Origin of the sequence: Crocosphaera watsonii WH 8501, assembly GCF_000167195.1 — a bacterium.
GTDB lineage: Bacteria > Cyanobacteriota > Cyanobacteriia > Cyanobacteriales > Microcystaceae > Crocosphaera > Crocosphaera watsonii.
This window is the reverse complement of sequence record NZ_AADV02000063.1, coordinates 1-19,885: the sequence shown is the minus strand read 5'-3', so window position 1 is coordinate 19,885 and position 19,885 is coordinate 1. Positions and strand designations below refer to the sequence as shown.

At 36.6% G+C, this 19,885-nt stretch carries 15 protein-coding genes, 2 rRNA genes and 3 pseudogenes; 8 read left to right on the top strand and 12 right to left on the bottom strand.

The genetic code is table 11. The annotated features are described in order from the left end of the window. Positions 1–46 precede the first annotated feature (46 nt). Positions 47–532, bottom strand: a pseudogene (locus tag CWATDRAFT_RS19905) (transposase); the annotation flags it as partial. Positions 533–1,026: 494 nt separating this feature from the next. Between CWATDRAFT_RS19905 and CWATDRAFT_RS19900 the strand changes: the two are divergent. The 3 genes from CWATDRAFT_RS19900 (at position 1,027) to CWATDRAFT_RS19890 (ending at position 3,103) form a co-directional block, all read left to right on the top strand. After that, positions 1,027–1,320 carry a DUF760 domain-containing protein gene (locus CWATDRAFT_RS19900; protein ID WP_007306719.1) on the top strand — a complete coding sequence of 98 codons (294 nt, stop codon included), beginning with the start codon at positions 1,027–1,029 and terminating at the stop codon, positions 1,318–1,320. A gap of 227 nt (positions 1,321–1,547) precedes the next feature. Next, positions 1,548–1,958, top strand: a complete 411-nt coding sequence (mutT, locus tag CWATDRAFT_RS19895) for an 8-oxo-dGTP diphosphatase MutT (RefSeq protein WP_007306720.1) — start codon at positions 1,548–1,550, stop codon at positions 1,956–1,958. Between the two features lie 284 nt (positions 1,959–2,242). Beyond that, positions 2,243–3,103 carry a MarC family protein gene (locus CWATDRAFT_RS19890; protein ID WP_007306721.1) on the top strand — a complete coding sequence of 287 codons (861 nt, stop codon included), beginning with the start codon at positions 2,243–2,245 and terminating at the stop codon, positions 3,101–3,103. A gap of 236 nt (positions 3,104–3,339) precedes the next feature. Here the strand turns inward: CWATDRAFT_RS19890 and CWATDRAFT_RS40140 are convergent, their stop codons facing one another. The 3 genes and pseudogenes from CWATDRAFT_RS40140 to CWATDRAFT_RS19880 all read right to left on the bottom strand — a co-directional run bounded on the left by CWATDRAFT_RS40140 (position 3,340) and on the right by CWATDRAFT_RS19880 (position 5,912). Then, complete coding sequence (locus CWATDRAFT_RS40140; protein ID WP_007306717.1) at positions 3,340–4,182, bottom strand: alpha/beta hydrolase family protein; 843 nt, start codon at positions 4,180–4,182, stop codon at positions 3,340–3,342. A gap of 98 nt (positions 4,183–4,280) precedes the next feature. Further along, a complete protein-coding gene (locus CWATDRAFT_RS40130) occupies positions 4,281–5,003 on the bottom strand; it encodes an alpha/beta hydrolase (RefSeq protein ID WP_007306716.1) in 723 nt (240 codons plus the stop codon). Between the two features lie 513 nt (positions 5,004–5,516). Beyond that, a pseudogene (locus CWATDRAFT_RS19880) lies at positions 5,517–5,912 on the bottom strand (hypothetical protein). Positions 5,913–5,991: 79 nt separating this feature from the next. On the opposite strand from CWATDRAFT_RS19880, the gene CWATDRAFT_RS19875 reads away from it, so the two are divergent. Further along, on the top strand, positions 5,992–7,431 hold the full coding sequence (locus CWATDRAFT_RS19875) for an NF041680 family putative transposase (RefSeq protein ID WP_007306722.1): 1,440 nt from the start codon (positions 5,992–5,994) through the stop codon (positions 7,429–7,431). An 82-nt stretch (positions 7,432–7,513) separates the two neighbouring features. Here CWATDRAFT_RS19875 and CWATDRAFT_RS37440 read toward each other — a convergent pair whose 3' ends face one another. The 3 genes from CWATDRAFT_RS37440 to nadB all read right to left on the bottom strand — a co-directional run bounded on the left by CWATDRAFT_RS37440 (position 7,514) and on the right by nadB (position 9,857). Further along, a complete protein-coding gene (locus tag CWATDRAFT_RS37440; RefSeq protein WP_157134128.1) occupies positions 7,514–7,681 on the bottom strand; it encodes a hypothetical protein in 168 nt (55 codons plus the stop codon). Between the two features lie 42 nt (positions 7,682–7,723). Next, positions 7,724–8,038, bottom strand: a complete 315-nt coding sequence (locus CWATDRAFT_RS19870; RefSeq protein ID WP_198139005.1) for a hypothetical protein — start codon at positions 8,036–8,038, stop codon at positions 7,724–7,726. 139 nt (positions 8,039–8,177) lie between these two features. Continuing rightward, on the bottom strand, positions 8,178–9,857 hold the full coding sequence (gene nadB, locus CWATDRAFT_RS19865) for an L-aspartate oxidase (RefSeq protein WP_007306714.1): 1,680 nt from the start codon (positions 9,855–9,857) through the stop codon (positions 8,178–8,180). 488 nt (positions 9,858–10,345) lie between these two features. Here nadB and CWATDRAFT_RS19860 point away from each other — a divergent pair, with 488 nt between their 5' ends. After that, on the top strand, positions 10,346–11,287 hold the full coding sequence (locus CWATDRAFT_RS19860; protein WP_007306723.1) for a pentapeptide repeat-containing protein: 942 nt from the start codon (positions 10,346–10,348) through the stop codon (positions 11,285–11,287). Here the strand turns inward: CWATDRAFT_RS19860 and CWATDRAFT_RS19855 are convergent. The 3 genes and pseudogenes from CWATDRAFT_RS19855 to CWATDRAFT_RS19845 form a co-directional block, all read right to left on the bottom strand. Next, positions 11,279–13,588 (bottom strand): PP2C family protein-serine/threonine phosphatase, encoded by a 2,310-nt coding sequence (locus CWATDRAFT_RS19855; RefSeq protein ID WP_081450991.1) that lies wholly within the window; start codon positions 13,586–13,588, stop codon positions 11,279–11,281. The genes CWATDRAFT_RS19860 and CWATDRAFT_RS19855 overlap by 9 nt on opposite strands. 47 nt (positions 13,589–13,635) lie before the next feature. Next, positions 13,636–14,870: pseudogene (locus CWATDRAFT_RS41895) on the bottom strand (RNA-guided endonuclease InsQ/TnpB family protein). 165 nt (positions 14,871–15,035) lie between these two features. Further along, positions 15,036–15,623, bottom strand: a complete 588-nt coding sequence (locus CWATDRAFT_RS19845; protein WP_021829452.1) for a hypothetical protein — start codon at positions 15,621–15,623, stop codon at positions 15,036–15,038. A gap of 456 nt (positions 15,624–16,079) precedes the next feature. Between CWATDRAFT_RS19845 and CWATDRAFT_RS19840 the strand changes: the two genes are divergently transcribed. The 3 genes from CWATDRAFT_RS19840 (at position 16,080) to CWATDRAFT_RS19830 (ending at position 19,212) form a co-directional block, all read left to right on the top strand. Further along, positions 16,080–16,445 carry a hypothetical protein gene (locus tag CWATDRAFT_RS19840; protein WP_021829451.1) on the top strand — a complete coding sequence of 122 codons (366 nt, stop codon included), beginning with the start codon at positions 16,080–16,082 and terminating at the stop codon, positions 16,443–16,445. A gap of 141 nt (positions 16,446–16,586) precedes the next feature. Further along, a complete protein-coding gene (locus tag CWATDRAFT_RS19835; protein ID WP_007306725.1) occupies positions 16,587–18,587 on the top strand; it encodes an ABC transporter ATP-binding protein/permease in 2,001 nt (666 codons plus the stop codon). A 16-nt stretch (positions 18,588–18,603) separates the two neighbouring features. Beyond that, positions 18,604–19,212 carry an alpha/beta hydrolase gene (locus CWATDRAFT_RS19830; RefSeq protein WP_007306726.1) on the top strand — a complete coding sequence of 203 codons (609 nt, stop codon included), beginning with the start codon at positions 18,604–18,606 and terminating at the stop codon, positions 19,210–19,212. 104 nt (positions 19,213–19,316) lie between these two features. Here the strand turns inward: CWATDRAFT_RS19830 and rrf are convergent. Together rrf and CWATDRAFT_RS19820 are read right to left on the bottom strand one after the other, a co-directional pair. Then, positions 19,317–19,434: ribosomal RNA gene (gene rrf, locus CWATDRAFT_RS19825) — 5S ribosomal RNA — on the bottom strand. A gap of 53 nt (positions 19,435–19,487) precedes the next feature. After that, a 23S ribosomal RNA gene (locus CWATDRAFT_RS19820) occupies positions 19,488–19,885 on the bottom strand; the annotation flags it as partial.

Sequence of the window (19,885 nt, the reverse complement as noted above, 5' to 3'; positions counted from 1 at the left end):
GTTACGGCAGTGCAGCTGCTCGCTGCTGACGATCTAGAGGATCCCCTAAAATTAGTTTACCTTTATTTTTTATTTTTTCTCCTTTTTCTTGGAGACAATCCTTTTTTTTTACTTCTTTATCACTCTTGTCTATTTCTCTTTTTACTATTTTTTTATTGATTTTGTTTATCAATTCTCCATCAATTCTTTTCCTAAAATGAACTAGCATTGAAGATTCCAGTGGTGGCTCTTGTTGATAACAATTTAAACCTATAAAGTATTGTAGATAGGGATTTTCTCTAATCTGTTCTATAGTTTCTCTATCACTTGTTCCTAATTTTTCCTTAATAATTAATGTCCCTAATGCCATTCTAAATAGTTTGGCTGGCGCACCTTTTTCTGCTGAAAAAAGTTTAGCATATTCTTCCTCAAAATCATCCCAAGGTATCAACTCTGCCATGATTACCCAACGATTATTGGGGGACAATTTGCCCTCGAAAGGTAATTCAAATTTTTCTGGGGGCGGTAAAGGTTGCTCCTCTTTTCGATACATTTGTTCTTGACCAACAACTGGGAGGTGTTTCTACCAATTATAGCGGTTTGTAGCCGACAAAGCTGATCTTTTTTGCGATCGCGAATATGGGTGTAACCTTTTAAAGAATAGGGTTTTGCTTTTATTCAGCAAACCCTATTTGGATCAATCGTCTTGAGTCTCCAGGGTAAAAGAACACCTGATCTAGTTAGTGATCTTGCTCAAAGTTCTTTTGCAACCTTAACAGGAATGTTAATTACTCGGTTGTAGAAAAGTTTTAGTGTGTAGGGTGGGCAAATAGGGATGATTGATAGCTTAATCAAGATGTTTACTATCATTGCCCACCATCATGGTTTTTATTTTGTTAAGATACTTGTTACACTGGAGTTGAAACAGCATCAGCTAGATAGTATTAATTCCCTTAAAAGCGGTATAAACAGGTAAAATCCATAGGAGGCCACATAGTGAATAACGAATTAAACCGTTCCGAAGACTTTTTTAACAGTGAGAATGAAATGAGTGAAAGTTTGTGGAAATATGTTCAGTCCCTCAGTCCCGAAACTATTTCCCAGCTTTCCAAACCCGACTCTAAAGAGGTTTTCCAAGTCATGGAACGGAATATCATTGGCTTACTGGGTAATCTTCCCTCTGAACATTTTGGTGTAACTGTCAGTACCAGTCGAGATCATTTGGGAAAATTATTAGCCTCAGCTATGATGAGTGGTTACTTCCTACGCAATGCTGAACAAAGACTCAACTTTGAAAAATCCCTACAAGCAATTAATAGTACAACCCAAGAAGATAAGTAAAGCAATATACTTTTGAGAAATGGAAACAAACTGGTGGCTAAGCACATAATGTTGCCAGTTTTTAGATTATTATCAAAGGTTGTTAGACACCTTTCCCTCCCTAAAAAGTTTAGCTACAGCCAAGCTACAAGGGGTTTTATAGGCTAAATTACAAGAGTTATTTTTATAAGCAAAATTGTTAGTTAAGTGTCTCATTTCATCATTTAGAGACTGTTTATGTTCATCTCATGACTGAAACTACTAAACCCCTTTCCCATAAAAAAATTGGTGTCGCTGTCATCTATAATGATGCTGGTTTAATTTTAATCGATCGCCGTCCTGATAAGGGTTTATTAGGAGGTTTATGGGAGTTCCCTGGAGGAAAAATAGAACCAGGTGAAACAGTAGAAGAATGTATTAAACGAGAGATTAAAGAAGAGATTGATATTGAGATTGAAGTAGGGGAAAATTTAATTAATTTAGATCATACTTATAGCGATTTTAAAGTAACTTTATATGTTCATATTTGTCGCTATTTAAGAGGGGAACCCAAACCTATAGAATGCCAAGAAATACGTTGGGTAAGTTTAGAAGAAATTGAGCAATTTACTTTCCCCGAAGCTAATACAAAGATCATTGAAATGTTGAAAAGTAGATAACAAATAACAGTAGAGTTCAACACTTCGACTGCTCTCAGCGTTGACCCCTACAAATATATAGTAATTAAAAATTAGATGTGACAAAATAACAAACAATTAAATTTATAGTAGAATGGAAGTATTAGAAATAGTTAGTTTTATTCAAAATAGATGAGAAAGTCAGCAATGGATTTAATTAAATGTAGAACTGAAAGTTTACTTGTAAAACTAAAAAAAAAAGACGGAGCAATTTAGGCAATCAATTAATTTCTAGTGTATTTATTTTCTTAATTTATGGATTAATTTTGTGGGGCAGTTTAACAATATTCACACTTGATTCTTTTGCTCAACCTTTACAAGAGTTTGTCAGAATAGACAGTGTTGATAATAATATTTGTTGGACTGTTGATGAATGTAAGATTGTGTCAAAGAGAGACGAAAATAATGATTTAATTCTTGAAGAAACAGATTTAAACAATATAATCGAACATCAAATACGATTCATTCAGGATCTTAGAAAAATTTATGGCAAGGATTATTGGTCTAGATTAACTATAATTTTATTTATGACAATTGGACCTATAAAAATCATTCCAGTGTTTGCTAGACTCACCCAAAATGCTAGTAAACAAGTCATAATTAAGTTAGCTACCAGGAGTTTTGCTTTATCAACTTTATCTATTTTAACAGTAGCTTTAGCCAGTGAAAATATTTTAAATAAATACATAATTAGTCTAAGTTCTTTAATTGTAGCAGCAGGAATTGTTTTATTTTTAATTTCGCTTAAAATGCTTTTGCAACAATATGATAATCAAAAAAATAATCCTCTTCCCATACCAGAAAATCCCTTGACAGCGTTAATTTCTCCACTTACATTTCCCACCATTTTAACTCCTCAAGGTATAGCATTAGTGATGATTTCTATGACCATAGCACAAAGACTTGATAATAATGTTGATAAAATTTTGGGATTAATTATGGTTGTTATGATTCTCAATTTACTTTCTATGCTAGATGCAAGACAGATTTTAACTGTTCTTCAACCAATATTACTACAAATTTTAAATTTAATTTTAAGTATTATTCAGTTAGCCTTAGCTATCTCTTTTATGTTTTCGGGAATTACCTTACAAATACTAACTATTAATTATATTCTTAAACAATAAAATTAACTACATTGAAAATTATTACATTTTTTTTGACAGTTCCATGAGGGAAAAACTATATCTCTAGGAATTTTAAACCTTTTAACTTCTCTTTATTCTAAAGCATCGGCTCATTATATATAGAAATTGTTAAATCATACATTAAACTCTGGTAAGTATTAAGTCCCTTCAAGTATATCTTTCATAGAGACTTAATACTGAGACAATCTTATTTCTTTGTAGGAACTACTATGTTATTATCTCTGATAAAAATCATCAATGGATTGATTTAACTCATCAGAAGAATCTTCTGTAATCAAATGGGTTTTAAAGTTTTGACCTTGACTTAAATATTGTGCATAAATTGAAGTCAAAAAAGATTTATATTGTCCGTTATTCCTAATATAAACCTCAAAAAAGGATAGCATCATAGAATGGGTATAGCCATCTAACAATTGAGGACTAGGAAGAGTTAAATCAATAGTAGTTTCTAACATATCAGTAATTCCTGCATCTAGTTGAGAAAAGTCAACATGAGCTTGTCCTTCTTGTAATTGAAGATATTTACGAGGAACTTTTAGACGTGGATAAGAGGTAACTTGTTCAAAAATAAAAGGGGTTGCAGGATCATAACTTCCAGCACCAATAAACACAGGTATATCAATTTTGGCCAGAGATTTAGTGCTAAAAATTCCTGAGTTTACAGGATTAACAACAAACACAGCTTTAACCCTGTCATCTTTAAAATCATACTCTTTTTGTTCCAGTTTTAAAGCACGACATTGCAGTAATAATGCTGTATTCAAATCACCAATATCTAGGTTACAATCTTGTTCTAGGGCTTCAAAATCTGGGGTTGCACCAGCAATAGCAAGCATAGTGTAACCACCGAAAGAATGACCAGCAATTCCAACATTTTTTAAGTAAATTTTTCCTGAGAATAAGCTATCATTTCGTCTTTCTAATTCATCGATAGTATAACTAATATCTAGGGGACGATCAATAAATTCATTTTGGATAAAAATTTGTCGAGAAAATCCTTCTAAAAAGTCTTCTGTTTGTTTTGTATCGCTACCTGGATGTTGGGGTAAAGCAACCACATAACCATAAGAAGCTAAATGTCTAGCCCATTTTCCAAAGTCTTCGGGACGAGAACTTAAACCATGAGAAATAACAATAACAGGAACAGATTCATTGGCTAAAGTTTGCGGTTGATAAACATCAATATAAAAGTTACGTTTACGTTTTTCGTCAGTGACATTCCAAGTTTTTTTTTTACTGTAAAATTACCCTTTTGACGGGGATCAGTCAATTGAGAAAAGTCTAGTTGTTTAGTTTTTTCTGCTTCTTTGGCTGCTAATTCCGTTACTTTTTCTATAAATAAGTAAGTCCCATCAACAACAAGTTCTACTTGTCTTGCTAAACGGATGGCTTTTTTCAGATCAATTTGTACATTAGTAGATAGTTTATTTAAAAAGTTAATTAAGGTTAATCCTTCGTCATCAAGGGCAGCTTGAACTAATGCACCTCGAATCAAAAATTTACCATTTCTTCCCCCTTGAATATTAATAACCTTCCCAAAATAGTTTAAAATGCGTTCTCCTTCATCGGTATTAAGAAGACGAGAAAATCTCACGGGATCTTTAATCGGTGCCGGAGTTGATAACGCTTCACGAAAAGCATTTCTATCTTCTTCACTTGCTCCTGCTAAACTAAAATATCGATCTAGTTGTTGACTTAATTCTCCAGTTTCAGCATAGTTTTCTAAGTCACTTACTGGAATAGATACACCGATGGAATCAAAAACAAAATAGACTTTCTGTGCCGCATAACTTGGTAAACTTAGGGTTAAAGATGTAATAGTTCCCAAGACAACAGAAGTAAGGGTACGAAACAGAGAATTTAAAGAAAAAGATTTCATACGTATTTTTTAAAAAAGCAACAATAATAAATCAGTGAGACATATTTGAAAAAAGTCTATCTCATGAGTCCGAGAAATGCCATAATATCTTTTTAATTTTACTATAAAAGATTAATCTTATCTTTTTATATCAATTTCCTAAAGTCTGGCTAGACATTGACCTAGGGGTCAACGGCCGTTGACCCCTACAATCTCAACTTATGTTGTCTAAGTTAATGACAATAGTATTACTTGGTGCTAATCTGGAATACTTCCCCTTAATCTCTCATTTAACGTTAATTTATATAAAATCTCTAGAAAATACTTGACTTTACCCCCCCCCTGTGCTAGGTTGCGACGAGTAACCATTTCATTAACAAATTCTAATCATTATGAAGACTTGGACTTTGGATAAAAAACAATTGTTAGCGTAAATTTTACGCTAAACATATCTCCAGAGCTAAAATAGAGAATTAAGGTGATTTTAAAACCTCTCTTTCCATCTTTTTAGGGGATTTTAAATATTAAATAGCTTCATTCAGTTTCGGTTCCAATATAGATATCTAAGTAGCTTTCAGTTAGAGATTGAATGACTCGTTCTCATTCATCAATGAGATTTCTTCTAGTGAGTTTTTCTACAGCATCAATATGAGCAGAACTTCCGGCTCGTCCTAAATATTTATATTTGGTTTTTTTCTCATTATTAGTGGCCATAGGAAAAATTGATTCAGCAGCCTGTAGTTTATAATACCAGTAGATTGTTCCCTTTCCATTAACCTGATAACGAATAATATGACAATTAGCTGGTGCTACTTCCCCTTCCCGTTCAATTTTCTTTATTTTCTGTTTAAGAGAGCGAATTAGACTCTTAATTTGTTTGGCTCTCAGGTGGACATCTTGACTGGTCTTAAGTTCGGAATGTGATGACATTAGCCTTAACTGTAACAAACAACCTCTTTTGATGTTAGCGTATATATTCCGCTAATTAATAAGGTAATAAATTTTGAAAATGACCAAAAATGAAACGGCTACGTCTGTCGAGGAATTCCTGGTGTGGAGGTCTAACCTCTTCCAAGGACTAAAAGCTAGAAAAGAAACTATTATAGAATTACTCGATGCCCTCTCCAGTAACCAACAAGCTCACTCAGTCGTTGAATTGTCTCTCAATCCTTTATTTAGAAGAGATTATAACAGTTTATATAGAGGAATTCAAGAGTTTTTACCCACTCAAACTGACCCTAATTATGAACAGAGAATTGAGACTTTATTTTCAGCGGTATCGAGAACAATTCCTCCCACTTCAAAACATTATAACTTATTTGGTATTGACACAACTCCCTGTCCACGACGGTTTGCCGAAACGTTAGCGGATAAAACTTTTATTCATTACCCCAATCCAATTAAGGGAAATAAACCCATTAATATTGGACATTGTTATTCCGTTGTCTGCGCTTTACCTGACCAAATAGACACAGAAAAAGTCCCTTGGGCTGTCCCCTTATCAGGAGAGCGAGTCCCCTCTAAACATAAAAGAGTAAATCAAGGCAATCAACAACTAAAAAAAATCTGGCAAAGTTCTTTATTTTCTGATAAATTATCTGTCTTAGTGGCTGATAGTGACTACAGCCAAAAGGATTTTATTGGGGAACAAGTTAAGCATGAAGACGTAGTTACTATTACAAGAGTTAGAAGTGACCGAGTTTTTTATCGTCAATTTATTCGGGACCCAAATCAAGCCAAAACTTCGGGACATCCCCGTTGGTATGGGGATAAATTTGACCTTAAAGATGATCAAACTTGGACTGAACCTGATGAAGTTCATCATGTTCCCTTTACAACGAAAAAAGGTCGGCAATTAACAGTGACTATTTCGGGATGGAAACAGATGTTAATGAGAGGAACTAAAAACTATAAAATGAACAATCACCCCTTTACTTTACTCCAGATTGTTGTCAGAGATCAAGAAAGAAATAGTATTTGGAAACCTATGTGGCTTATTGTTATTGGTTCTCGGCGCGATGAGTTAAGTTTAGTTGATTGTTATCAGTGTTATCGACAACGTTATGACATGGAACATCTTTTTCGATTTGGTAAACAAAGATTATTGATGACATCTTATTTAACTCCCGATGTACATCATGAAGAAAATTGTTTTAAACTAACACTTCTTTCTTATGTAAATTTGTGGGCTGCCAGAAAATTAGCTGTGGTTTTACCCCGTGATTGGGAACAGTATTTGAAGACTAATAAATCCATCAAAATCACCCCTAGTCTAGTTCAAAGAGACTTTTCAAGAATAATTACGACCTTGGGGACTTTCGCCAAATTTCCCAAACGTCGAGGTTTTTCTTCCGGACGTATTAAAGGTTACAAAAAAGCCCCACGAACTCGTCATGATGTTATCAAGAAAGGGAGCAAAAAATCAACTGAAAACTTAAAAGCTCCTTAGTTTTCCTCAGAATCTATATATTAGCCCTATTTGTTAGCCAATTTTATTGACTGATACAGAGCCGATATTTTGGGATTTTAGTTTAGCGTAAAATATACGCTAACAAACTTTTTTTGTCCAAAGTCCAAGTTGTATCCAACTCTTTATTACCTTGTGCCTGAGATTCTAATTCATAAGATTTATGAGGTTTCAATAATTCTTCTTCTAGTTTGTCTTGAGAATAGGTCGAATTGCGACGTAAAAAGAGCAATATTCCTACCCCAATTCCTACAACAATTATTACTAATCCTCCTCATAAGATGATACTACTAGAGGTGAAGTTAGCCAACGGATTACTCTGTCTAGCTATATAAAATTCGATGTTTTGTAGAGCCTGTTGAGCATAAATATCATTAGGTCGTGCTTGAAGAGCTTTTCTAAACTCTGTTTGTGCAGTTTGATAATCTTTTTCTTCAGTGGCTCTATATCCGGCTTGCATAGCCTGATCATAATCGGAATCTCTACTAGGAGTAGAGGGAATAGTTGGAGAATTATTGGTATTGCCTTGGGCAATTTTCTTCTCTTTTTTGCTAATTTCATCAAAGCTAAACAAGTTAGAATTAGCCAAACTTAAGGAAGGGCAAGTTAAATAAGATAAACAAATTAATATTAATAGAGATAAGCGATAGTAAATCATCATATAGATTTGAAAGCAGGGATTGATAGTTGTCTTAATTAATAGCTTAAACGGTCAACACAATCTTTTCTTAGTCAATCTCACCCTTCCACCACCGATGCTCACAGACTAGAGTATGTTTTTCCCATTCTTGAGAAGATTGAGGATAGTCTTGGCGATAATGACCCCCTCTGCTTTCGGTACGAAATAAGGAACTTTTGAGCATTAAATAAGCAATATCCAAAAGATTAATTGTTTCATAACAAGTCCGTAAATCACTTTGGTTCGCCCCTACCTCCAATTTAACCGATTGACCTGGTAATAGGTTGAAAATAGCTTGACTGAGGGAGAGAGACTTCAGTTGTTTTTGCCAGAGGCTAACTTGTGTGATCGCTTCTTCCAGTACGGTTTGACTACGGGAAATACCAGCACTTTGCCAGATTAATTGAGGCAAGCTCTGACGAACTTCTAGAATTTGAGGCATTTCTTGCTGCCATTTTTTTTGTTTTTCCATTACCATCTTTGTCCTCTTGGTTAGAGGGAATGAGGAAGTTACATTAAGTTTTGATAGTTGAGCCGCAAACACTAAACACTCTAACAAAGAATTACTAGCAAGGCGATTGGCTCCATGAACCCCTGTACTGGCAGTTTCGCCAATGGCATAAAGTCCATCAATAGAAGTGGCATTGTTCAAATCTACTTTAACCCCTCCCATCCAATAATGGGCAGCCGGAGCCACAGGAATAGGCTCTTTAAACACATCTATACCCCATTGTTGACAAACACTAATAATATTGGGAAACCTGTAACGAATCTGCTCCGTTTCAATGGAACCTAGATCAAGATAAACATTGGTTTGATTCTTTTGACCTTGTAGATAGTTGAAAATCCCCCGACTCACCACATCTCTTGGGGCTAACTCTCCAGAGGGATGATAATCAAAAGCAAAACGCCTCCCCTGCTCATCTACCAGATGCGCCCCTTCTCCTCTAACCGCTTCACTGATCAAAAAATGGGGGGCTTCTGGTTTGGTTAAGGCTGTGGGATGAAATTGGAAAAACTCCAAGTCCCTGACGATCGCCCCTGCACGCCAGGCTAGTGCCACCCCATCCCCTGTACTGACGGAAGGATTGGTAGTTTGAGCATAAACCTGTCCCCCACCCCCAGTGGCTAAAATAACCGCTCCTGCTTGAATCCACTCAATTTGGTTTTGATAGAGAACACTTAAGCCTTGGCAGCGTTTTTTTTCTGGTTCGATCCATAATTGGAGGGCGATCGCTTGGGGAATAATCTCTATATTGACTCGTTCTAGGGCTTTTTCCGTTAGGGTACTGACAATAGCTCTTCCTGTGGTATCAGCAGCGTGTAGCACACGGGGATGGCAATGGGCTGCTTCTAGAGTCATGGCTAGTTCACCCCCTTTGCGATCGAAGGCAACTCCCATCTCCACCAGAGATTGGATAGTGGTGCCGGCATGATCCACCAAAAACTGCACCGCACGGCGATCGCATAAACCAGCCCCTGCTTTGAGGGTATCTTCTTGATGAAACTTGGGAGAGTCTTCTTGAGAAATGGCTGCCGCAATTCCTCCTTGGGCCCAGTCACTGGCCCCTGTTTTTAAAGTCTCTTTGGTGATCAGTCCCACACGATATTTAGTAGGTAAACACAGAGCCGCATATAAACCTGCTGCCCCCGAACCTACCACAATAACGTCAAATTGGGTGGTTAAATTATTTGTTTTTAGATAATTAACTGAAGATATCAAGGTCAATTTGTCAACTTTTATTGTAAATTCCCTACTATATTAACTTTAACCGTTCCTGAAAATCGATGAAAATGTTTAAATTTAACCCCTCATAGGGGTGGAGTTTGGGGGGAGACTGTGAGACGGGGAGACACCGGAGCAGTTTATCTGGTCAACTATTTTAATGTTTAATCTATGGGAATGAATATTTCTCTGAAAACTTTTTTCCACTGGCTTTGACCTAATCTAGTGATCAGTCTCACCATTGTAAAGTGATTTTGGTACTTGACGAGTTTTTAAAAGTTTTGAATAATAATATCAGTTCCCTAATTTTGAATCCTTGACCTGCTAATACTATTGAATGGATTAATTTTTCCGCAAAATTACTGACTTTTTTACTGCTCAACAACTGATCACTATTGGCTCAAAAGTTTAGATAATTTTTAATAATATTTTTTAGATTCAATTGTAAGTAAGATAAACTAGACCTAACCGGTCAAAATTAAGGAGAGATAATGTTTCAAAGTCAAAATGCGATGGACCTAACTCAAAGATATGAGCAGGGCGAAAGAAATTTTCAAGGATTTCAACTCCGCCGTTCAGACTTAAGAGGAATTAATCTTAGTCATACAGATTTTCGTGGGGTTGATCTTAGTTACGCAAATTTAAGAGATGTTGATTTTACTGGGGCTGATCTACGAGAAGCCTATCTCAATGAAGCAGATTTAACCGGGGTAAATTTGACCGGGGCTAAGTTACAAGGTGCTTCTCTCATTAAAGTTTATTTAATCAAAGCAAATTGCTCTCAAACTGATTTAACTGGGGCTTATTTAACTGGGGCTTATTTAACTAAAACAAACTTTAAGGAAGCAATATTTAATGGAGCTTATTTAAACGGAGCAAAGTTCACTGGAGCCGAATTGGGGGGTGCTATTTATGATAAAAAAACTAGATTTGATACGTCATTTAACCCAGAGACTGTCTTGATGAACATGGGAGATGATGAAAAAGCTAGTTTGAATAAGTCCCCAAAAACCCTCCTGGTTAACAATAAACAAAAAAACAATATTCCCACCATTACTATTGAACAAATCCTAGAAATTTTCAATCATCTTACTACAGTGAGTCGTCGTTATCTAGGAAAAACTATGACTCAAAAATATTGGCAGTCTTCTCGACCTGTATTTGAATGGTTAGATAATTTTGAAATGACTGAATCTACAGAAATAATTTTTAACTGCGAATTAGATACTGTTTTAAGCGCAACGAAATTACAATGGTTACAAGCTTGGGTAAAAACCTTTATTAAAAACTGTTCTCAAATTATTCAAAACTATCCAACCATGCTTGATGTTCAGTTAGTAAAATCTCTTCTTTCTGCTGATTTTACTGAAGCTAATCAGTCAGAGGATTTATCATCAAAAAAGATTAATTCGAGAGAATTGCTATCAGTCTAACATTATTGTGGTTTCACAACTTCCAACTTTTTCCCCTTCATAGGTTTGATAAACCGAAGGCTGTAAATTCGTGGTTGGTATCCATGCCTCTTTACCTTCTAATTCCTGTAAAGAAGGGGATTTAAGGTTTGTTTCAGTGGGTAGTTGGCAGACTTTAATCTTAATGTCCTTTTCGCTGTCTTCTTGGGACAAAATCTGTAAAACGGTTTCGACCGGAACTTCCTCAATAAGTTGATCACCTTCAGGAGTTTTCCAGAGAGAAAGAGTGACTGTAAGTTGAATGATTGTCCCTGGTTTGGGCAAAGAAGATTCAGGAGAAGGTGGTGGAGGAGGGGTAATGGAAGGGGAAGGAGAAGGGGGAGTAGGAGGAATAGTCGGAGTAGGAGGAGGTTGTAGTAATTTCCAGAGACCATAAGCTCCAACACTAATGACGAGGATGCCCAAAATGCCGACAATAAGGAGAGGATTCGGCTTTTTAAGCGGTTTTTCTTCAGTTGAGGGTAAGGGTTCTGTTGGTTGTAAATCAGAGGGAAGATCGTCGGATCTATCTATGCTAGGCTTAATTTCTTCCTTGGCATTTTCAATATCTGCTTTAATGGAGGCAATAGATAAAGGTGTGGGTTCGAGAGAAGATAACTTAATTTGACAGTAGAAAAGAGAAATTGTGACATTATCGTGACCATTCTTGTTATTAGCGATATTAATTAGTTCTTTACCCATCTGGCATAAGTCTTTTTCTTGAGTTAAAATTGGGGCAATTTTGAGATTCCAATATTCCTCAACCCGATCATAATCGCTCAAACCATCAGAACATAATAAAAAAACACAATCATCATCCAGTATGAAGCGGTTAATATTGGGATGGAGAGAACGAGCATTACTCATGCCTAATGCTTGCACCAAAGCCCCAGAATTAGGATATTTAATGGCATCTCGATAAAATAAATACCCTAAACGGACTTCGCGGGAAGCTAAATCATCGTCAGTGGTTACTTGATGACAACTATCAGGGGTAATACGGTAGATACGAGAATCTCCTACATTAGCTAAATAAACCTGATGATCATGAACCAAACTGAGAACCAAAGTTGTTCCCATGCGTTGTCTATCGTGGCGATCTTCAGCGTCGTTTCGTTCACTAATGCGATTATTGCTGAGATTAATGACTTCTGCTAAGTCTTCTAACCCTTGTTGACTATCACGGGTTTCATTAAACATAGGAAGCTGAGGAATTTCTGCGGCGAGGGTATCGATGGCCAAGTTCGAGGCGATTTCCCCCCCATCTTGTCCCCCAACCCCGTCACAAACAATGGTGAAGCTAGGTTGCTCGGTGGAGGTTTCCGTCAATTCTCCAGGGGTAGGATAACAAGCATCTTCGTTATGATCACGGGTTGGTCCGGCATCGGTTAAGGTGAAAACTTGGTATTTTCTCTCATACCATTGTCCACATTGCCTTAAAGCTGGTTCAAAGTAATTTAAAAGAAGTTCAGGGTAGGGAATTCTGTTCCTTTGTAGATAATCACATAGCGATCGCAGATAATCAACAATGAGAGGGGAGGTGTCTTCCACTAGGGATAACCAGACTGATGCCAATTCTTTGATTCTGTGAAAATTATGTTCATCTTGATGAAAGTCCAATAATTGAACCATTCCGGCATTGACTCGCACTAAAGAGGGATCGAGTAAGCTCGATACCATCTGTTGTCCTTCGAGGGGTTGCCACAATTTAACGATTTGCCATAACCATTTTAACTGTTGTAGAGGATTTTCCTTTGCTTGAGGCCAAGCTTCCGTTAGTTTGGGTAATAATTCAGGATGGCGAGGTTTCCCTGACTCATCCAGGGGAATGGTTCCGTATTCGAGTAAACCAATTGTCAATAATTGGTCGGTTCCTGATTCTTCTTGTTGATCAAGATCGTAATAGGTATAGATTTGGGGTAAATGGAGACGATAAGGAAATAATCTTAAATATTTTCTGATATTCTCGGGTATATCTTCCCTAAAATTCGGAGGGATTCCCGGTTGTGTATCTAAAACCACTTGACGGCTGACCAACAAATACCGTTCATCCAGTAATTGTCCCACTTCCCATGATTCTATTGGGTCCCCTAAAGGTCGTAAATATCGCTTGAGTAAAGGGGTTTCACATTCCTCACAAACTCGGTTTTCTAGGGGGTTGATGGTTTGGCATTCAGGGTTAGAACATTGAATAGTTGCCATAGGTTCCGTCGTGACAGCGATGATAGGGACAGATAAACAAGCCCGATAACATAAGATATTATAACCTTTCTCATGTGACATCCCCCCGACGCTGATCCAGTAGGTACAGCGCGGGCTTCCCCATATCACTATGAGGCTTTCCTGCTTCTACGGGAGGCTCTAGACATCTTTTTAGGGACATCCCCGATAACCTCTTCCTCCACAGGCAGCTTTACCCCCAGTCCGAGGGCTGCAAGTCCACGTTGCTCTACAATCATCGCAGCAGCAACGTCTCTATCAGTTTTGAATCCACAATTAGAACACTCATGCACTCTTTGAGACAATTCTTTCTTGCCAGTAGCTACTCCGCAATTAGGGCAGGTTTGACTGGTGAAATTAGCATCAACTTTCTCAAAATAAACATCTCTTTTCCAAGCAACGTGCTTTAGTATTTCTAGAAAACTACCAAACCCTGCGTCTAAGGTGTGCTTACGCAGCATTCCTCTTGACATAGCTTTTAAGTTTAAATCCTCCGCAAAAATAATGTTAGCTTGGTCACAGAGATGATGAGCTACTTGATAATGAAAGTTTTTGCGAGTGTTATAAATATGTTCATGAAGTTTGGCTACTTTTTCACGAGCTTTATGCCAGTTTTTTGACCCTTTCTGTTTCTTCGATAATCTTCTTTGTAGCCATTTAAGCTGACTTTGAAGTTCCACAAAGAATTTAGGTCTGGCAATTAATTCCCCCTGAGATGTTGCTATAAACTTTTCAAGTCCCAAATCAATCCCTAGGGATTTCCCTTGAGGTGATTGAGCAGGGATATTGACATCTGATTGAATACAAATAACAGCGTACCAACCAGAAGCTTTTTTAACTATCTGAACTTGTTTTACAACAAATCCATCTGGTATCGGTCTGTGTAAATTAATCACCACAGAACCTATTTTTGGAGCCTTAATTGATATCCATTTATAGGGTTTTCCCTGAATTGAGGAAAATTAATAGACCGAAACTGACCATATTTCTTAAACCTAGGAAAACCAAAACTTCTTTTCCAGAAAAAGTTAAACGCTTTGTCCAAACGACCCATAACATCTTGTAATACTTGAGACTGAACTCGCTTAAGTGAGGGGTATTCTTTTTTTGCTCTAGTTAAAGCTTTTTTCTGTTTATAGTAGTCAGGAAATGGCTGGTCAGCAGGAATAATATACTCAGAATGAAGACTACAAGCATTAACCTTACACTTACGAGAATTTATCCATTCCTTTCTTTCTCTCAAGGCGTAATTATAGACACCTCGACTGGTTTCTAGCCAGTCAAGCAATTCCTTTTCTTGACTGGCATCAGGATAAATTCTGTAGCAATAATTAAGATTTAACACGAATAGTATCTTATTGATATGAACCTATTTTACAATATTTAGGTATAAATTGTCAATCCCTAGCAAATAATTGTTTGTTAATTTTCGGGGCATCGAACCCCTCAATTAACCTCCGACCCTGCCGACACTGACCTACGGTACAGTGCGGGGCTTCTCGGCGGTGAGCTAAACCTTAATTGAACTCGGTTGATCCACGGCCGCAATTATACGATGACAACCAGAGTCAGGTTTAGCCCATTGATATTGATATTCTTGAGGGTTTCCCCAACATAATCCTAAGTATAATTCTGTTCTAGCTGCATCGATTTCAGCCCATTCCACATCATCAATAAACTCTTGAATAGAATCATAAGAAATAGGACGACGACGATGGGCTGATAACCAAAATTTCATCTCTTGAGTCATTTTCCACCAAAAGTTTAGGACTGATTCTTTATATTTTATTAACTTTTCTTTGTCCCCTGGTACAGCAATCAGTTGGTTATGTAATTCAGGATAGCTGATAGATTGTCCCTGATAGGTACAAGTACGCCATATCAGTCCGGACACCCGATGTTGTATCTGATATTTATGAATTTGACGGCGAAAATCTTGATAGGCAAAGACTTGGTTCATTTTATCAGTATTTAAGGCTTTGGCAATTACGGGATTATTAATGCGCTCATGAGAAGATAACACTACCCTCTCTCCTCTCCAAGTAGCCTTTAATTCTTGATCGAGAATCTTAATCAATTGTTGTGTTGTATAAATCATAGCAAAATGATAGGTATTATTCTGATACTCGTTATTTATCCTCTCCCTAGTGTATATAGAATTTTGAAAATTGTTCATATTTTTAACAAATGAATCATAACTAACAGTTCCTTTCCCTATAATCTCCTATGATCGTGTAAATAGCTACAATTTATCTTAAACACCCTCCCTAAGCACTGGGTCTTAGTCTTAATTTTAATGCTCTATGGAAATTTGAGTTAGGTTCAGGGATTAATATTAATCCTTCTATTCCTGAAGTAGATACTGCTTTTTTACGTAACTAAACTGATTTATTTGTTAAGCATTGAAAAAAAGTTATCGTAATCATTGAAAATGTTAGGGGTAAACATAAGCTAGAGATATTTTAAGTTATTATTAATAGGATAACCAGCCGAAATGTGGTATGATACCTATCATATAAAAATTCTTTGCTTAATTATCCATCAGGTAGAATTAATGTTTGATATTATCTCCATCACTGAGTTTTCTCGAAATAACTGTCTTAGTATTTGTGCTTTTTTAGTTCCTGCTAATTTATTAGCAACCCTATTAAGTTTGATTTTTATAGTTATTAAACCATCCCTTATTAAGCTATTAACTTCAGTCACCATAGCTACCCTATTTGCTATTACTTTATCCCTTCATGTTGCCAGTTGGTGGATAGTGGGAGTGATTCAAGCACCTACCTTCATTTTACTAGCTTTAGCAACACTGTGTATCGGTTTAAATGTTTGGGCGATCGCCGAATATAAACAGAAAGAACCTTGGTTATCTAAAATCATAGAACACACCCTGAAAGTTAGATTTTCATCAGCAAATTAGGGAATTATATAATAGTTTACCTAAATATGAATCAGTGGGGGCTTAATATTATTAAGCCCATAGATGTGATACTATAGAAAAACCATAACTAATATATTGTCCTAGAAAAGAGCAAAAATTAATCCAAGTTAGAATAAAAAAATGCCTGACACTCGTTTTCAATTTAATCGTCAACTGGTTCGTCACTTTATCGAAACAGCCCAACCCTATTTTTTCCCCACAGAGCCAAGGGATACAACTGAGACGACAAAAGTAAAATATATCACTAAAAATACATGGACATTTTTAGGATTAATTATAGTTGTTGTATTTACTGTTGTTAGTTTAGCTTTCTTGTTAACTATTGGCTTAACTTTATTAAGTAATAGTCTTTTTCCTGAGTTTTTCGGTGATGTGGCAGGAGGTTTGATAACGAGGGTTAATGGTTTTTTGGAATCCCCCCTTCCTTACGTCGCTGTTATAGTCATTATTATTAGTGGAGTCATATTTGTTTCACAAAAATCTAATGTAGGGAATAAATGGAAACAATGGTCATTGTTAGGATTATTATTATTTCTGTTGTTAGTTGTCAACGGATTAAATGTAATCTTAAGTTATGCTTTCCGCTTCATTGACACAGCACTCAATCAAAAAAATGCTGATACTTTTTGGCAATTTATGATCATTTACGGGTTGATATTGGTGCTGGCTCTTCCCATTATTGTTATCTATCGTTATACGAGACTAAAACTTGGTTTAATGTGGCGAGAATGGTTAACACAACACTTCTTAAATAAATACTTTAATAATCGTGCTTATTATGAATTAGATTCCAATGCTATTAATACAGAAGTGGATAACCCTGATCAACGTATCACTCAAGATATTACATCTTTTACCAAGGTTACTCTTGATTTTTTACTAGATATTCTTGACTCAATTTTAACTCTATTATCCTTCTCAGCTATTTTATATAGTCTCTCTAAAGAAGTAACAGGAGGACTGATAATTTATGCGATTTTTGGCACAACAGTTGCTTTAACTGTTGGAAGTCGTTTAGTTAGTATTAACTATAATCAATTAAGATTAGAAGCCAACTTTCGCTATGGGATGGTAAGGGTAAGAGATAATGCAGAATCAATTGCTTTTTATCGAGGGGAAGCGTTAGAAAGAAAACAGGTTACTGATAGATTAACTGAAGCAATTAGAAATTTTGATCTCTTAATTATTTGGCAATCAATCATCAATTTATTCCAATTAGGATACCAATATTTCCCTCGTTTAATTCCTTATATTATCATCGCACCATTATACTTACAGGGAGAAGTAGATTTTGGGGCGATAGGTCAAACAAGTTTCGCATTTTTCCAAGTATTAAGCGCACTTTCTTTAATTACAAATCAGATTCAAGGTATAACAGAATTTGCTGCTAGTATCAATCGTTTAGGGGAGTTTGATGAATCATTAAATCCCTTATCATTCAAGAAAGAGAAGATACAAACCAGCTTTATTCATACTCAAGACTCTGCTGATGTTGCTTTAGAAAATGTTACTTTACAGCCCCCCAATTCTGATAGAATATTAATTAATGATGTTTCCTTAAATGTCCGTAATCATAACAATTTATTGATTATGGGAGCCAGTGGAACCGGAAAAAGTTCTTTGTTAAGAGCGATCGCAGGATTATGGAATTCAGGGGATGGAATAATCAAGCGTCCCGAATCTAAAGATATCTTATTTCTACCGCAAAAACCTTACATGATTTTAGGAACATTAAGAGAACAATTATTGTATCCTAATACAGAAAATCATGTCACAGATGATTATTTAGAAAAAGTTTTAGAAATTGTTAATTTGTCCCATTTATCAGAAAGATTTAAGGGTTTTGATGCAGAAGAAAACTGGGAAAATGTCTTATCATTAGGCGAACAACAGAGAGTAGCTTTTGCTCGCATTTTAATCACTAAACCCCGTTATGCTATTCTAGATGAAGCAACCAGTGCTTTAGATGTGAAAAATGAAGAGAGATTGTATCAAGAATTATCCCACATGGGAACCACTTATATTAGTGTAGGACATCGCCCAACTTTAAGCCAATACCATCAACAATTATTAGAAATTTTTGATGGGGGAAACTGGGAACTGAAAGGAATTGAGAATTAATTATTGAGAAAATTGTATGTCGTTAGAAGCCATTTCTATTAAACCGCAAAATAGCGAGCCTAAAAATATTTTAGTCATGTTACATGGTTGGGGGGCAAATGCCGAAGATTTGGCCCCATTATCTTCCATGTTAAACCTTCCTGACTATCAATTATTGTTTCCCAATGCCCCTTTTCCTCATCCAGAAGTACCTGGGGGACTTGCTTGGTATGCGTTAGACACAGGAAAGTATGAAGGGATAGATGAGAGTCGTCAAATGTTAAAAGATTGGTTACTTTCCCTTGAAGAAAATACAGGTATTCCTTTATCTCGTACAATTTTAAGCGGGTTTTCTCAAGGTGGAGCAATGTCCCTTGATGTAGGGATTAATTTCCCATTAGCAGGTATTTGTAGTTTGAGTGGTTACTTACAGTTTCAACCGCAAAAGTTAGCCTCTATTTTGCCACCTATTTTGATTATTCATGGTAAAAATGATATGGTTGTGCCTTTAGAAATGGCAAAAAAAGCTAGGGATAAATTAACAGCAATTGATGCTAAGATTGAGTATTACGAGTTGGCTATGGGTCATGAAATTCCAGCCAATATTTTGCCTATTTTCGAGAAATTTATTAAAGCTAATAATTAAAAGTAACTCCCCAGTTTAAAACAAGAAGGCTTATCTGAAGTGAACTATAATAACAAGCAAGGCATTCTTGATATCCTCAAGAATGCCTTGGCTAGGAAAATTAAGTCTGGCATCGAGCTATTGTTCCAGTGGGCTACCCCACAAGTATCGTTGCCGCTGAGGTGTTTCACTACCGAGTTCGGGATGGGGTCGGAGTGGGACCACCACGCTAGAGACACCAGACAAGAATGGTTAAAGGTCTACCCTCAAGACTGCAGAAAAGAAGTCAATCATCAAAGGTCAAGCCCTCGGTCTGTTAGTACACCTTGGCTTCATCCATTGCTGGACTTCCACCGAGTGCCTATTAACGGGTGGTCTTCCCGTGACCTTACCAGGTTAACCCTGTGAGAGCAATCATCTTGAGGTGGGCTTCCCACTTAGATGCTTTCAGCGGTTATCCGCTCCGCACTTGGCTACCCTGCGTTTACCGTTGGCACGATAACAGGTACACCAGCGGTGCGTCCTTCCCGGTCCTCTCGTACTAAGGAAGGCTCCTCTCAATGCTCTTACGCCTACACCGGATATGGACCGAACTGTCTCACGACGTTCTGAACCCAGCTCACGTACCGCTTTAATGGGCGAACAGCCCAACCCTTGGGACCTACTACAGCCCCAGGCTGCGATGAGCCGACAT

Coding starts and splice junctions, on each gene's coding strand:
- CWATDRAFT_RS19835 (WP_007306725.1), top strand. CDS start 16,587: ATGCCTGACACTCGTTTTCAATTTAATCGTCAACTGGTTCGTCACTTT.
- CWATDRAFT_RS40130 (WP_007306716.1), bottom strand. CDS start 5,003: ATGAAATCTTTTTCTTTAAATTCTCTGTTTCGTACCCTTACTTCTGTT.
- mutT (WP_007306720.1), top strand. CDS start 1,548: ATGACTGAAACTACTAAACCCCTTTCCCATAAAAAAATTGGTGTCGCT.
- CWATDRAFT_RS19845 (WP_021829452.1), bottom strand. CDS start 15,623: ATGATTTATACAACACAACAATTGATTAAGATTCTCGATCAAGAATTA.
- CWATDRAFT_RS19840 (WP_021829451.1), top strand. CDS start 16,080: ATGTTTGATATTATCTCCATCACTGAGTTTTCTCGAAATAACTGTCTT.
- CWATDRAFT_RS19830 (WP_007306726.1), top strand. CDS start 18,604: ATGTCGTTAGAAGCCATTTCTATTAAACCGCAAAATAGCGAGCCTAAA.
- CWATDRAFT_RS19900 (WP_007306719.1), top strand. CDS start 1,027: ATGAGTGAAAGTTTGTGGAAATATGTTCAGTCCCTCAGTCCCGAAACT.
- CWATDRAFT_RS19860 (WP_007306723.1), top strand. CDS start 10,346: ATGTTTCAAAGTCAAAATGCGATGGACCTAACTCAAAGATATGAGCAG.
- CWATDRAFT_RS19855 (WP_081450991.1), bottom strand. CDS start 13,588: ATGTCACATGAGAAAGGTTATAATATCTTATGTTATCGGGCTTGTTTA.
- CWATDRAFT_RS19875 (WP_007306722.1), top strand. CDS start 5,992: ATGACCAAAAATGAAACGGCTACGTCTGTCGAGGAATTCCTGGTGTGG.